The sequence below is a fragment of the Massilia frigida genome (assembly GCF_011682175.1).
Taxonomy (GTDB): domain Bacteria; phylum Pseudomonadota; class Gammaproteobacteria; order Burkholderiales; family Burkholderiaceae_D; genus Telluria_A; species Telluria_A frigida.
The window spans coordinates 90,284-103,933 of sequence record NZ_WHJG01000012.1 but is presented as its reverse complement, the minus strand read 5'-3'; the positions used below and the strand labels follow the sequence as shown (position 1 = coordinate 103,933).

Here is a 13,650-nt window from a genome sequence, read left to right as displayed (position 1 = left end):
GGACCAGCCGGCCAGTGCGGTAAAATCGCGTCCATCGTCCCCCTCCCCCGGTGATCCATGCCAGCAGCATTCCCCTCGCGCCGCAGCGGCGCCACACACTGATACGCCTGCGTTCCCACTATCTCATCCTGGCCATCTCGATTGCCGTTCCGGTCGCCGTATTCGGCGCCATTGCGCTGCACATCCTGCAAGACACCCAGCACAGCTCGGCCATCGGCCGCATCGAGCACAGCGCCACGCTCACCGCGCGCGCCATCGATGCCGATATCTACCGCGCCCAGTCGGTGCTCAAGGTGCTCGGCCACTCGCATGCGCTGGCGGGCGGCGACCTGGCGCACTTCTACGAGGAAGCGCGCGAGGCCAGCGCCGCGCCGGGCGGCTGGATCATCCTGTACGACACCAGCGGCCAGCAACTGCTCAACACGCGCCGTCCGTATGGCAGCGTGCTGCCCAAACGGCCCGATCCGGAACAGGTGACGGCGATGCTGGCATCGGGCCAGGGCCAGGTCACCGGCATCAAATGGGGCCAGGCGCTGAAAAACCATTTTGTCATGGTCGAACAACCGATCCAGACCCCGGGCGGCCAGCGCTACGTGATCGGACAGGCATTTTCGCCAGCCTTCTTTGCCCATTCCTTCGCCGGACGCACCCTGCCGCCCGGCTGGCGCGTGGCGATCCTCGACCGTGCCGGCGTCATCATCGCGCGCAGCGAGAATGCCGACAAGTTCGTCGGGCTCACGGCGCGTCCTGCCACGCTGGCCGCCATCAGCAAGCTGCGCAGCGGCGTGGTCACCCATCTGCCGGGCGACGACAAGGACATGGTCGACGCCTTCACCCGTTCCGAGCGTTCGGGCTGGGCTATCAACATCGGCGCGCCGGTGGCCGAGATCGACGCGGCGGTCTGGCGCGGGGTGCCGGTGATGGGCGCCGGCCTGGTGATCGCCCTGGTCGCGGCGCTGGCCCTGGCCATGCTGGCCGGACGCCACCTGGTGCGCTTCGTGGCGCGCGCCTCGCAGGCGGCCGCCCTGCTGGGCCGGGGCGGCGCAGTCGATGCGCTGCCGCGCTCGGGCATCCATGAACTGGAATGCCTGAACGAGGCGATCCGCGAAGCGAGCATGCGCCTGCAAGCGGAAATGCGCTCGCGCACCGATGCCGAGAACGAGCGCAATACGCTGCTGGTATCGGAAAAGAGCGCGCGCGCGCGCGCCGAGGAACAGAACGCCGCCAAGGACGAATTCCTGGCGATGCTGGGCCACGAGCTGCGCAATCCGCTCAGCGCGGTGGCCAGCGCCGTTTCCATCCTCGACAACGGGCGCAACATCGACGACGCCATGGCCCAGCGCGCGCGCGACGTGCTGCGGCGCCAGACCGACCACCTGCGCAAGCTGGTCGACGACCTGCTCGAAGTGAACCGCGCCCTGATGGGCAAGCTGGAACTGGACAAGGCGCCGGTCGACCTGGCCGAGGTGGTGCGGCGCTGCGTCGACACGCTCAAGGCGAGCGGGCGCACGGCCGCCTTCACGCTGCGCGTCGAGACCGTGCCAGCCACCGTCAACGCCGATCCGACCCGCCTGCTGCAAGTGATCGACAACCTGCTCGACAACGCCATCAAGTACAGCCCGGGCGGCGGCGAGATCGTGCTGTCGGTGCGCCAGGTGGGCGACGCCGCCGAACTGAGCGTGCGCGATTCCGGGCTGGGCATCCCGGCCGACCTGCTGCCGCACGTGTTCGACATTTTCGTGCAGGGCAAGCAGGGCCTGCAGCGCGCCCATGGCGGGCTGGGGATCGGCCTGTCGCTGGTGCGCCGGCTGGTCGAGCTGCATGGCGGCTATGTGCGCATCGACAGCGAAGGCAGCGGCAAGGGCAGCAGCGCCACCGTCACCCTGCCGCGCCTGGCCGGGCACGCGGCCGTGGCCTCCGATGCGCCATTGGCCCCATCGGCGCGCCTGCGCCGCGTGCTGCTGGTGGAAGACAATGCGGATGCGCGCGAGATGATGGCGATGCTGCTGCAATTGCGCTCGTGCGACGTGACCAGTGCCGCCAGCGGACAGGAAGCGCTTGCCGCGGCGCTGGCCGGGCAGCCGGAGCTGGCTTTTATCGATATCGGCCTGCCCGGCATGGATGGCTATGCGGTGGCGCGCGCGCTCAAGGCCGACCAGCGCACCGCCGGCATCGAACTCATCGCGCTGACCGGCTACGGCAGCGAAAAGGACCGCACGCTGGCGCTGGACGCCGGGTTTGCCCGGCACTTCACCAAGCCGATCAGGCTGGAAGACCTGGATCTGGCGCTGGCGTAGGGCTTGCCAGGCCCAGCGCGGCGCGCAGGTCGAGCGCATTGGGCAGCGCCGCGCCGGACGCGGTGTTGTCGAAAATGCACCAGACATCGCGCCCGTGCGCCGCGTGGGTCGCCATGTCGCGCGCCAGCTGCGCCAGATAGTCGTCCGGATATGAGGAGTAATAGATGCGCGGCGCGCCGTGCAGGCGCACGTAGATGCTCTCCGTGGTCGGCACGTGCAGCCCTTCCTGGCCCTTGGCCGGATCGGCAATCACGCGCGTGATGGTGTCGCGCCGCAGCAGCGCGCTGGCGTCGTCGCCGAACCAGCTCGGATGGCGCGCTTCGCAGGCGACCATGCAGCCGAAGGCGTCTTTCAGGCGCGCGAAAAAGTCGCTGGCGACGGCGGCGTCGAAACCGAGCGTGGGCGGCAGTTGCACCAGCAGGCAACCGAGCTTGTCGCCGAGGGCGCCGGCTTCGGCTGCGAACTGGCGCAGCGGCGCGTCGATGCCGGACAGGCGCGCCTCGTGCGTGATGGTGCGCGGCAGCTTGACCGCGAAGCGGAAGGCTGGCGGCACGCTATGCGCCCAGCGCGCGTAGGTCTTGGCCTGGTGCGGACGATAGAACGAGGAGTTGATTTCGACCGTACCGAGCACCCGCGCATAGCGTTCCAGGTGGCTGCCTTCGGTCTCGAACGCCGGCGCCGCCTCGCGCGAAATGGTCCAGCCGGCGCAGCCGATGCGCAGCGTTCCGCTCGGGTGTTGTGTACGATTTGTCATGGTGAGAAAGTGTAGCAGCGTGCGGCGCGCGCATCGAACACGGTTGACGCGCACGCACTACAATGGCGTTTTACCAAACTGTACGCAGGAGGATTTCATGACCGACCCCGTCCACATCGTCTGCCCGCATTGCGAAGCGGTCAACCGGCTGGCGCACGAGCGCCTGAACGACACGCCCGTGTGCGGCAAATGCACGCGCGAGCTGTTCGTCGGCATGCCGATCGACGTCAACACGGCGCGTTTCAACAAGCATGTCGAGCGCAACGATATTCCGGTGCTGGTCGATTTCTGGGCTGAATGGTGCGGGCCGTGCAAGATGATGGCGCCGGCCTACCAGCAGGCCGCCAAGCGGCTCGAACCCCGCGTGCGCCTGCTCAAGGTCGATACCGAACACCTGCAGGACCTGGCGGCGCGCTACAACATCCGCAGCATTCCCACGCTGGCACTGTTTCGCAATGGCCGGGAGGTCGCGCGCCAGCCGGGCGCGATGGATGTGAACGGGATTGTTTCCTGGGTGGATGCTCTCATGCGCCACGCGTGATATGCATGCGAAACAAGCGGATGGGTTACGGCGGGACTGCTACAATCGGGCCATATTGCTAAAGGAGCATGAATCATGACGCAAGAGCTGATACTCGATTCCAATCTGGAAGAACAAAAAAACGTGGCGCGCATCCTGTACATCGTGCATGCGCTGGCCCTGGTTTTCTCGCTGGGCCTGCTGTCGGTGATACCTTTGATCGCGAACTATATCAAGCGGCCGGAGACGCAGGGGTCGTATTTGTACAGCCATCACAGCTGGATGATCCGCTCGTTCTGGTGGTTTTTCGTGTGGGCCGTGGTTGCCGCGTTTTTCTGGATCGCGCTGTGGTGGGTGTTCGGCCTCGGCATCTTTATCGCGTGGGTCATTGGTGGACTGGCGTGGATCTGGAAGGCCTATCGCTTGCTGAAAGGGTTTTTCGATCTGGAGAAGAATCAGGCGATGCCGGGTTAACGGTCAGGGGCGTTCCCGCCTCTCCAGGAACTGCTCTCTGGACGCAATGGCGTTAGGTTCAGCATTTTCTGACCACAAACTTCAAAACCGTCTTTCCTGCCAATGGCAGAAACGACGGGGTAGTGGCGCGAACGACGGTGGCTGGCGGCTCAGAGCCGCGCCAACCCCTGCGCCAGGTCGGCAATCAGATCATCGGCATCTTCCAGCCCGATATTGAAGCGCACCAGCACCCCGGCATCCTTCCAATCCTTGCGCATCGCCTGCATCCGGTACGGCATGACCAGGCTGTTCGCCCCGCCCCAGCTGTAGCCAATGCCGAACAGCGCCAGGCTGTCGACGAAGCGGTCGGTCTGCGCCTCGCTGTAACGCGCATCGAACACCACCGAAAACAAGCCGCCCGCGCCGCTAAAGTCGCGCTTCCAGTGCGCGTGCCCCGGACAATCGGCAAACGCCGGATGCAGCACCCGCGCAATCTCCGGACGCGATTTGAGCCAGTGCGCCACTTTCCGGGCCGCCGCGTCGTGCGCCTCGAAGCGCAGCTTCATGCCGGGCAGGCTGCGCAGCACCAGGTAGGCATCATCGGCGCTCACGCCGAGCCCCAGGCGCATGTGCGCCATCGCAAGGCGGTCGTTGAGGGCGCGCTCGCGCGTGATCACGGCACCCATGAGCACGTCCGAACCGCCCGACTGGTACTTGGTCAGCGCCTGCATGATGATGTCGACGCCATGCTCGAAGCCACGCAATGCCAGCCCGGCGGACCAGGTGTTGTCCAGCGCCACCAGCGCGCCCGCGTCATGCGCCGCCTTGCAGATCGCCGGCAAATCCGGCACTTCCATCGAGACCGATCCGGGCGCCTCGGTCCAGACCAGCTTGGTATTCGGCTGCATCAATTGCGCAATACCGGCCCCGATCATCGGATCGTAATAGCGCGCGGTAATGCCGAAATCGGCGCTGAGCCAGCGGCCCAGTTCGCGGTTCGGGTTGTACACATTGTCGGGCAGCAGCACGTCGTCGCCGCTTTTGAGCAGCGCAAAATCGACCATGGCGATCGCCGCCAGCCCGCTCGGCGCCAGCAGGCAGAACTGGCCGTCTTCGATCGCCGCCAGGCGCGCTTCCAGGGTGAAGGTGGTCGGCGTGCCGTGCAAGCCGTAGGTGTAGGCGCTCTTGTCTTTCCAGTCGCCCGAGCGCATTGCCGCAACATCCTTGAACAGGACCGTCGAGGCGTGATGGATCGGGGTGGGGAAAGCCGCGAAGCCGGCGGGCGGCTCGTAGGCGTTATGAATCAGTTGGGTCTGCGGGGAAGTTTTCATCGGCTGGCAGGCTTTCCGGTGGCAGCGCGGCCACCGGGGCGGCCGTGCCAGCCGTGGTGAACTAGACGACCGAGGCCCACAGATCGTGGGCGTCGGCGGCGGTGATGGTGACCTCGGCGAATTCGCCAACGGTGAGCTTCTTGCCCGGTACCAGCGAGCGCTTGATGTGCACCACGCCGTCGATTTCGGGCGCGTCGGCCCACGAACGGCCGATGGCTTCCTTGCCGCCGACTTCATCGACCAGCACGCGCATGGTCTTGCCGACCTTGGCCTGCAAGCGCTTGGCGGAGATTTCTTCTTGCAGCAGCATGACGCGGCCACGGCGTTCTTCGCGCACTTCTTCCGGCACCGGATTATCGAGCAGGTTGGCGGTGGCGCCTTCCACCGGCGAATACGCAAAGCAGCCGAGGCGGTCGATCTGGGCTTCCTTGAGGAAGTCGAGCAGGTACTCGAATTCGGCTTCGGTTTCGCCCGGGAAGCCGGCGATGAAGGTCGAGCGGATCGTCAGCTCCGGATTCATGGCGCGCCAGGCCTGGATGCGGTCGAGGTTTTTCTCGCCGCTGGCCGGACGCTTCATGCGCTTGAGCACGTCCGGATGGGCGTGCTGCATCGGAATGTCGAGGTAAGGCAGGACCGAGCCGCCGCTCATCATCGGAATGATCTGGTCGACGTGCGGGTACGGGTAGACGTAGTGCAGGCGCACCCAGGCGCCGAACTGGGCCGCCAGCTGGCCGAGCGCTTCGACCAGTTGCGTCATGTGGGTCTTGACCGGGCGGCCGTTCCAGAAACCGGAGCGGAACTTGACGTCCACGCCATAGGCGCTGGTGTCCTGGGAAATGACGAGCAATTCCTTGACGCCGGCCTTGAACAGGTTTTCGGCTTCCAGCATCAGGTCGGCGATCGGGCGCGAGACGAGGTCGCCGCGCATCGATGGAATGATGCAGAAACTGCAACGGTGATTGCAGCCTTCGGAAATCTTGAGGTAAGCGTAATGTTTCGGGGTCAGCTTGATGCCTTGTGCCGGCACCAGGTCGAAGAACGGCTCATGCGGCTTGGGCAGGTGCAGGTGGACCGAGTCCATGACTTCGCCGAGGGCGTGGGGGCCGGTGACGGCCAGCACTTTGGGGTGCACTTTCATGATGATGTCGTCGCCGGCAGCATCTTTTTTGGCGCCGAGGCAGCCGGTGACGATCACGCGGCCGTTTTCGGCCAGCGCTTCGCCGATGGCGTCGAGCGATTCCTGGACGGCGGCGTCGATGAAGCCGCAGGTGTTCACGATGACCAGGTCCGCGCCTTCGTACGACTTGGCGGTTTCGTAACCTTCGGCGCGCAGCTGGGTCAGGATCTGTTCGGAGTCGACCAGCGCTTTAGGGCAACCGAGCGAGACAAAGCCGACTTTTGGAGCGGCACCAGGAAGGGGAATACGACGGAGTTCGGACATGTTGGAGGCACAATAAGGCAGGGTAATCTGCGATTATACCTGTTTGGGGCGGGGTGATGGTGGTTTAGGTGTTGCCCCTGCGCTACTGTTGGCGCCGGAAAACCGTAGTTTCCGCCACCAACCCGTCGTCTCTGGCATTGCCAGAACCGACTTCCCGCCGAGTGCCGCCTTGGCGCGGGAACGACGGAGGTTGAGGCAAGCGCTACCTAACTACCTCAGTCTCACTTCTTCTCCACCGGCGGAAACGGAAACGCCGCGCCAAAAATGCTTTTGCTCTGGTTCTGCATCTGTTCCTGCATCTGCACGAACAGGTTTTTGCTCTGGTCGATGTAGTTGTTCATCATCCCCTGCATCATCGGTCCCTGCACATTCATGAACTGGGTCCACATTTCAGGACTGAAAGGTTTCCCCTCGAACGCCCCGGTGGAGCCGGTGGTGAATTTGTTCTGGATATCCGTGAATGCCTGGACATTTTTCTCCAGGTAAGAGCCCATCATCCCCTGCATGGCATGGCCGTAGTAGCGGATGATTTGCGACAGCACGCCGCTCGAAAACATCGGCGCGCCGTTCGCTTCCTCTTCCAGGATGATCTGGAGCAGGATGCTGCGGGTCAGGTCTTCGTTCGTCTTGGCGTCGATCACCGTGAACTCGTCCGCGTCGAGTACCAGCTGCTTGACGTCGGTCAGGGTGATATACGAACTGGTCTGGGTATCGTACAGACGACGATTCGGGTACTTCTTGATCAGGCGTTCCGTACTCTTTTTTGCACTACTCATCTCAAGGTTCCACTTATTGCGCCGCAGCGCATGTTGACTGATCACGAAAAAAAAGCGGACTGAAGGTCCGCTCCTGACACGCCTACTTTTTGCATTATAGAGTGGATATTCGCAAAAATACCACTTTACCGGGCCGTGTGCAGCAAATAGTGCGTCGCACCCAAATCATAAGTGGAGGGCAACCCCCGTTGCCCTGCCCCATTGCACGCCTCAGTCCGGCCGGACCTTGACGTAACGCCCTGGCGCCGGCTCGATCGGCTGGTAGGCCTTGCTGCCCGCCTTGGCCGGCGCCTTGACCTGCTTGCCGCCATGGTCAGCCAGGAAAGCGGCCCATTCCGGCCACCAGCTCCCCTTGTGCTCGGTCGCGCCATCGAGCCACTCCTGGGCCGGCGTGACGCTGGCCTTGGCCTCGGCCTTGGCCTCGGCCTTGGCCTTGCTCTTGCCTTTGCCGGCCGGGGCGGCGTCATTGGTCCAGTAACTGCGCTTGTTCTTCGACGCCGGGTTGATCACGCCGGCAATGTGCCCGGACGCGCCCATCACGAACCGGTTGGCCTGCGCATTGCCGGGGTTCAGGATGTGCATCGAGCCGTACGCCGCGCTCCACGGAACAATATGATCTTCCCTGGAGCCGTAGACGAACACCGGCGCCTCGATTGCGCCCAGGTCGACCTGGGCCCCGGCCACGGTCAGCTTGCCCGCCACCTTGAGGCTGTTTTCCAGGTAGGTATTGCGCAGGTACCAGCAAAACATCGGACCCGGCAGGTTGGTGCTGTCGGAATTCCAATACAGCAAGTCGAACGGCGGCGGTTCCTTGCCCTTCAGATAGTTCGACTGCACGTAATTCCACACCAGGTCGTTCGGACGCAGCGACGAAAAGGTGGTGGCCAGGTCGCGCCCCGGCATCAGCCCGCCCTTGGCCAGCGCTTGCTCGCGCATGGCGACCTGGGTTTCATCGATGAACACTTCCAGCACGCCCGTTTCCTCGAAGTCGAGCAAGGTGGTCAGCAAGGTCAGGCTGGCCGCCGGCTGTTCGCCGCGCGCCGCCAGTACCGCCAGCGCCGTGCTCATGATGGTGCCGCCGACGCAAAAACCGAAGGCGTTGACCTTGTCGGAGCCGGAAATGGCACGGGTGACCTCGATCGCCTTGATCGCGCCGGTGTCGACATAATCGTCCCAGGTGGTCGCGCCCATCGAGGCATCCGGATTGCGCCACGACACCAGGAACACGGTATTGCCCTGCTCCACCGCGTAACGCACCACCGAGTTTTCGGGCTGCAAATCGAGAATGTAAAATTTATTGATGCAAGGCGGCATCATCAACAGCGGCACCTGGCGCACGGTCGGGGTGGCCGGGGTGTACTGGATCAGCTGGAACAGCTCGTTTTCAAACACCACCTGGCCCGGCGTGGTGGCCACGTTGCGGCCTACCTCGAACGCCGACTCGTCCGACAGCGAAATGCGCCCTTTCTGCATGTCGCCCAGCATATTGGCCAGGCCGCGGGTCAGGCTTTCCCCCTTGGTGTCGATGAGTTTTTGCTGCGCTTCCGGATTTGTTGCCAAGAAATTAGCCGGCGACATGGCATCGACCATCTGCTGCACGGCGAAACGGATCTTTTGCCGTTCGCGCGGCGCGCTCTCGACGGCATCGGCCATGGCAGTCAAAAACTCGGCATTTAACAGGTATGATGCGGCACTATAGGCCGACATCGGGTTGGACAGCCATTCCGGCGCGGCGAAGCGGCGGTCGGCGAGCGCAGGGGTTTTCCCTGCAAGAAATTCCTGCCACAATCCCGCGGCTTTTTGCAGGTAATCGTTGCGCAGCGTTTCGAGCGCCTGGGGCGGGATGGTCGCGCCGGCATCCTTGAGCAGCTTGGCCACCGGGCTGGTGCCCTGCGGCACCGCCGTGAACATTGCCTGCCAGGCGGAGGGATCGGTCATTTGCGACATCCATGCGGAGGCCATCGCTTGCGGGTCGGGCATATTCATGTTTGCGTTCATTGTTTCAATCTTTTCCAAGGAAAGTTGTATGTGGCTTGTCGCTATTGCATGGATCTATGTGGTCGGACTGATGGCGGTGACCGAGGTTACCGAACACGGTATTGTCGCAGGGATTATGACGTTTTTGGGCTATTGTGTGTTGCCTTTGTCAATAGTCTGGTACATCGCCGGCTCCAAGATGCGGCGCATGAAGATCGCACGGAAAGAGGAACTGGCGCGCCGCGCACGCGCGCAGCGCCATGGCGGAGCGGCCCAGGGCGGCGCCGACGAGCATCCGCGCCGCCGCGATGCGCACGACCGCAGCGATAGCGACAGCGGCGATAGCGACAGCAGTGACAGCGGCGGCAGTGACAGCGGCGGTGGCGACAGCGGTTCGAGCAGCGACTAGCGCCGCAGGCCTCACTTGATCCAGATCAGGCTAGCATGGCGGCCGGTGACCTGGTCGCGCCGGTAAGAATAGAAGCGCCCAGGCTCGCTGGCCGTGCAATAGCTTCCGCCGGAAACATCGGTCACCCTATCACGCGCCAGCATGATGCGCGCCAGCCCATAGATATCGGCCAGGTACTTGCCCGGACGCCCAGGAAACGGCACGAAGCACTGCCCGGTCTGGCTCGCTTCATCGAGGCCCTGCGTCCCGGCCATAAAACTGTCGAACACATCGCTGCCAACCTCGAACTGGGCCGGACCGATTGCCGGACCCAGCCAGGCGGTGATGCCGCCGGCGCCGGCTGCGCGCATCGCCGCCACGGTTTCGGCCAGCACCCCGGCGGCCAGCCCGCGCCAGCCCGCGTGCGCGGCGCCCACCACCTTGCCATCCCGCGACGCGAACAGCACCGGCAGGCAATCGGCGGTCATGACCACGCACACCGCGCCGGGCACGCTGGCAATGCTGGCGTCGCCCACCCGGACCGGCTGGCCCGGCCGCACGGTGGCGGCGTCGACCACCGCCACCCCATGCACCTGCGACAGCCAGGCCGGCTCGCCCGGCAGCGACTGGCGCAGGCGGGCGCGGTTCAGGCCAACCTGCACCGGATCGTCGCCCACATGCTCGCCCAGGTTCAGCCCACCGCCGCCAGCCCCGTCGCCATACGGCGCCGGACTGACGCCGCCGAGCCGGGAGGTGGCAATGGCGCCCACGCCGGCCGGCATATCCGGCCAGTCGGGCGTAATGAGATGCTCGCCGGGCATCACACCTGCTCGGGCTCGGGAATGCCGGCGCGCTCGATCAGCTCGGCAAAATCATCGGCCAGCGGCACGATCCATTCCATATCCTCGCCCGTGGCCGGATGCACCAGGCCCAGACGGCGCGCCTGCAGCGCCTGGCGCGGGAAGACCGGCGTCAGGTGCTGCTTGCCGTATACAGCGTCGCCCACCAGCGCAAAGCCGATCGAGAGCATGTGCACGCGGATCTGGTGGGTGCGGCCGGTCTCGAGCTGGCATTGAACCAGACTGACGGGACGCCGGTCCAACATACCGGTGGCGATGCGCTGGTAGTGGGTAATGGCCGGCTTGGCCGAAAAATTGGTCGACACCGCCATCTTGACCCGGTCTTTCGGGTGGCGGCCCATCGAGGCGTCGATGGTGCTGCTCAGCTGCGGCGTACCCCAGACCAGCGCAAAATACTCGCGCTTGACGCTGCGCGCCTGCAACTGGCGCACCAGGTCGGTTTGCGCCGCCAGGGTTTTGCCGATCACCATCAGGCCGCTGGTATCCTTGTCGAGCCGGTGCACGATGCCCGCGCGCGGCACGCCGGCCAGTTGCGGACAGTGGTGCAGCAAGCCGTTGAGCAAGGTCCCGGCCCAGTTGCCGGCGCCCGGATGCACCACCAAACCGGCCGGTTTGTTGATGACGATGATATGCTCGTCCTCGTAGACGATGTTCAGTTCCATCGCTTCTGGCGTGTAGGCCTCGTCTTCCGGCGCACTTTGTGGCAGGATGACGACCGCTTCGTCGCCATAGGCGGTGTCTTTGCCGCGCGCGGGCTTGCCGTCGACCAGCACGTGGCCCGCTTCGAACCACAGTTGCAGGCGGCTGCGCGAAAATTGCGGGACCAGGCCGGCAATGACCTTGTCCAGACGGTGGCCGCAAGCGTCCGGCGTCAGTTCGAGGTGGATCGGAGAGAGGTCGATGCCGGGGGCGGCAGGCACGTATTCGTCGCCTGCCTCGTCGTCGAGGTCGATCTCCAGATCGGGGTCTAAGGGCAAATCCGCCAAATTCGGCGTTGGAGTTAATATCACAGCAGTCCCATCGGCTATAATCAGCCTTTCGTTGAATCTCAGTTAATACTCTCTTGCAAAAAGTTATGCAAAAAAAATTATCGCGTGTTGTTGCCCGTACTGTTGCTACTACCGTTGCTGCTACTCTTCTGCTCGGTTTGTCCGCTTGCAGCTTGTTGCCGGAAAAAACCGACGAGACCAAAAACTGGCCGGTGACGAAATTATACGCTGAGGCGCGCGAAGAAATGGCGGGCGGCCACTACGAGGCGGCAATCAAGCTGTTCGAACGCCTCGAAACCAACTACCCGTTCGGCAATTATGCGGTGCAGGCGCAGATGGAAATTGCCTACGCCTACTACAAGAGCCAGGACCAGGCACAGGCGCTGGCGGCGGTGGAGCGCTTCATCAAGCTGCACCCGAACCATGCCAACGTCGACTACATGTACTACCTGCGCGGGCTGATCAACTTCAACGACCAGATCGGCTTCCTGAGCTTCGTCTACGAGCAAGACCCGACCGAGCGCGACCCGAAAGCGACGCGCGAAGCCTTCGCCGCCTTCAAGGCCCTGGTCGACAAGTTCCCTCAGAGCATCTACGCGGCCGATGCGATTGCCCGCATGAAGTATCTGGTGAATGCGATGGCGCAGTACGAAGTACACGTGGCCAACTACTACCATGACCGCGGAGCCTACCTGGCCTCGCTGAACCGTGCGATGGCGGCGGTCTCGGACTACCAGGATGCGCCGGCGCGGGAAGAGGCGCTGTTCCTGATGATGCGCAACTACGACAAGCTCGGCATGCCCGAACTGCGCGACGACACCAAGCGCATTTTCGTACGCAACTACCCGAGCAGCAAGTTCCTCGACCCGAACGCCAGCGGCAAATCGTGGTGGAAGTTCTGGGCCAAATCGGACCGCGCGGCGCAGTAAGGCCCGCTGAGGACAATGCAAAAGACCGGGGAGACCCGGTTTTTTGTTGTTACCCCTAGACGAATTTTCGCTGCCCCGGCGGTTATCGTCCGTCGCCCCCGCGCCTTGGCGCGGGGGCGACGGTTTTAAAGTGAGCGCAATTCGGGATGTTCCGAGTCAGCCCTCGACCTTGCGCCGGAACATCCAGGTGCGGTCGTCGGAATCGTGCTTGTCGAACGCATAGCCGTCAACCTTGAAACTCTTGAGTTTTTCAGCATCGACAATGCCCTTGACCGCCGCGTAGCGCGCCATCAATCCGCGCGCCCGCTTGGCGAAGAAGGAAATGATCTTGTACTTGCCTCCCTTCCAATCCTCGAACACGGGCGTGACGACCGGCACCGACAGCAGCTTGGGCTTGACCGACTTGAAGTATTCCTGCGACGCCAGGTTGACCAGCACCTTGGCGCCCTTGGCCGCAATCGCCTCGTTGAGCGCGCCGGTGACGGTCTCGCCCCAGAATGCGTACAGGTCCTTGCCGTGCGGCGTGGCAAGCTTGGTGCCCATCTCCAGCCGGTGCGGATGAATCAGGTCGAGCGGACGCAGCACGCCGTACAGCCCGGATAAAATACGCACGCTGTGCTGGGCGTAATCGAGCTGGCCCGGCTTGAGCGTGCGCGCGTCGAAACCGGCGTAGACGTCGCCATTGAAGGCCATGATCGCCTGGCGCGCATCGCTGGTGTCCTTGCTCCAGCTCGCGTAGCGGCCGACGTTGAGGTCGGCCAGCGTGTCGGACAAGTGCATCAGGCTGGCCAGCTCGGGCGGCGAATAGTGGCGCAGCACGTCGATCAGCGCACTGGAACGGTCGAGAAAATCGGGCGTGGTGTGGAGTTTGGTGGTCGGCGGCGTTTCAAGGTCCAGCGATTTGGCGGGCGACAAGACAATCAGCATAAGATTCA

At 63.9% G+C, this 13,650-nt stretch carries 13 protein-coding genes; 5 read left to right on the top strand and 8 right to left on the bottom strand.

Annotation, left to right across the window (positions count from 1 at the left end):
- Window positions 1-50: 50 nt before the first annotated feature.
- Window positions 51-2,297 (top strand): ATP-binding protein, encoded by a 2,247-nt coding sequence (locus tag F2P44_RS36370; RefSeq protein ID WP_167087386.1) that lies wholly within the window; start codon window positions 51-53, stop codon window positions 2,295-2,297.
- On the opposite strand, the gene F2P44_RS14075 is transcribed toward F2P44_RS36370, so the two are convergent.
- Entirely contained in the window at window positions 2,263-3,051 is a 789-nt protein-coding gene (locus F2P44_RS14075) for a DUF72 domain-containing protein (protein ID WP_167087384.1), read from the bottom strand. The genes F2P44_RS36370 and F2P44_RS14075 overlap by 35 nt on opposite strands.
- Window positions 3,052-3,148: 97 nt before the next feature.
- Between F2P44_RS14075 and trxC the strand changes: the two genes are divergently transcribed.
- The gene (gene trxC / locus F2P44_RS14070) at window positions 3,149-3,592 is read left to right on the top strand and encodes a thioredoxin TrxC (RefSeq protein WP_167087382.1); all 444 of its coding nucleotides are present in this window, start codon (window positions 3,149-3,151) and stop codon (window positions 3,590-3,592) included.
- 75 nt (window positions 3,593-3,667) lie between these two features.
- A complete protein-coding gene (locus F2P44_RS14065) occupies window positions 3,668-4,045 on the top strand; it encodes a DUF4870 family protein (protein ID WP_167087380.1) in 378 nt (125 codons plus the stop codon).
- A 149-nt stretch (window positions 4,046-4,194) separates the two neighbouring features.
- On the opposite strand, the gene F2P44_RS14060 is transcribed toward F2P44_RS14065, so the two are convergent.
- The 4 genes from F2P44_RS14060 to phaC form a co-directional block, all read right to left on the bottom strand.
- Window positions 4,195-5,355 (bottom strand): cystathionine beta-lyase, encoded by a 1,161-nt coding sequence (locus F2P44_RS14060; RefSeq protein WP_167087378.1) that lies wholly within the window; start codon window positions 5,353-5,355, stop codon window positions 4,195-4,197.
- Between the two features lie 61 nt (window positions 5,356-5,416).
- Window positions 5,417-6,796 carry a 30S ribosomal protein S12 methylthiotransferase RimO gene (gene rimO / locus F2P44_RS14055; protein ID WP_054267831.1) on the bottom strand — a complete coding sequence of 460 codons (1,380 nt, stop codon included), beginning with the start codon at window positions 6,794-6,796 and terminating at the stop codon, window positions 5,417-5,419.
- 221 nt (window positions 6,797-7,017) lie between these two features.
- Complete coding sequence (phaR, locus tag F2P44_RS14050; protein ID WP_099879662.1) at window positions 7,018-7,572, bottom strand: polyhydroxyalkanoate synthesis repressor PhaR; 555 nt, start codon at window positions 7,570-7,572, stop codon at window positions 7,018-7,020.
- Window positions 7,573-7,782: 210 nt separating this feature from the next.
- Window positions 7,783-9,558 (bottom strand): class I poly(R)-hydroxyalkanoic acid synthase, encoded by a 1,776-nt coding sequence (gene phaC, locus F2P44_RS14045; RefSeq protein WP_167087376.1) that lies wholly within the window; start codon window positions 9,556-9,558, stop codon window positions 7,783-7,785.
- Between phaC and F2P44_RS35500 the strand changes: the two genes are divergently transcribed.
- The gene (locus F2P44_RS35500) at window positions 9,557-9,958 is read left to right on the top strand and encodes a hypothetical protein (protein WP_229423545.1); all 402 of its coding nucleotides are present in this window, start codon (window positions 9,557-9,559) and stop codon (window positions 9,956-9,958) included. The two genes, phaC and F2P44_RS35500, sit on opposite strands and share 2 nt — an antisense overlap.
- An 11-nt stretch (window positions 9,959-9,969) precedes the next feature.
- On the opposite strand, the gene pgeF is transcribed toward F2P44_RS35500, so the two are convergent.
- Together pgeF and F2P44_RS14030 are read right to left on the bottom strand one after the other, a co-directional pair.
- Entirely contained in the window at window positions 9,970-10,758 is a 789-nt protein-coding gene (gene pgeF / locus F2P44_RS14035) for a peptidoglycan editing factor PgeF (protein WP_167087374.1), read from the bottom strand.
- Complete coding sequence (locus tag F2P44_RS14030) at window positions 10,758-11,807, bottom strand: RluA family pseudouridine synthase (protein WP_167087372.1); 1,050 nt, start codon at window positions 11,805-11,807, stop codon at window positions 10,758-10,760. The genes pgeF and F2P44_RS14030 overlap by 1 nt, the downstream gene beginning before the upstream one ends.
- A 65-nt stretch (window positions 11,808-11,872) precedes the next feature.
- Between F2P44_RS14030 and F2P44_RS14025 the strand changes: the two genes are divergently transcribed.
- Window positions 11,873-12,715: an outer membrane protein assembly factor BamD gene (locus F2P44_RS14025; protein WP_167087370.1), complete on the top strand. Its 843-nt coding sequence runs from the start codon at window positions 11,873-11,875 to the stop codon at window positions 12,713-12,715.
- A gap of 156 nt (window positions 12,716-12,871) precedes the next feature.
- On the opposite strand, the gene yaaA is transcribed toward F2P44_RS14025, so the two are convergent.
- Entirely contained in the window at window positions 12,872-13,642 is a 771-nt protein-coding gene (yaaA, locus tag F2P44_RS14020; RefSeq protein ID WP_167087368.1) for a peroxide stress protein YaaA, read from the bottom strand.
- Window positions 13,643-13,650 lie beyond the last annotated feature (8 nt).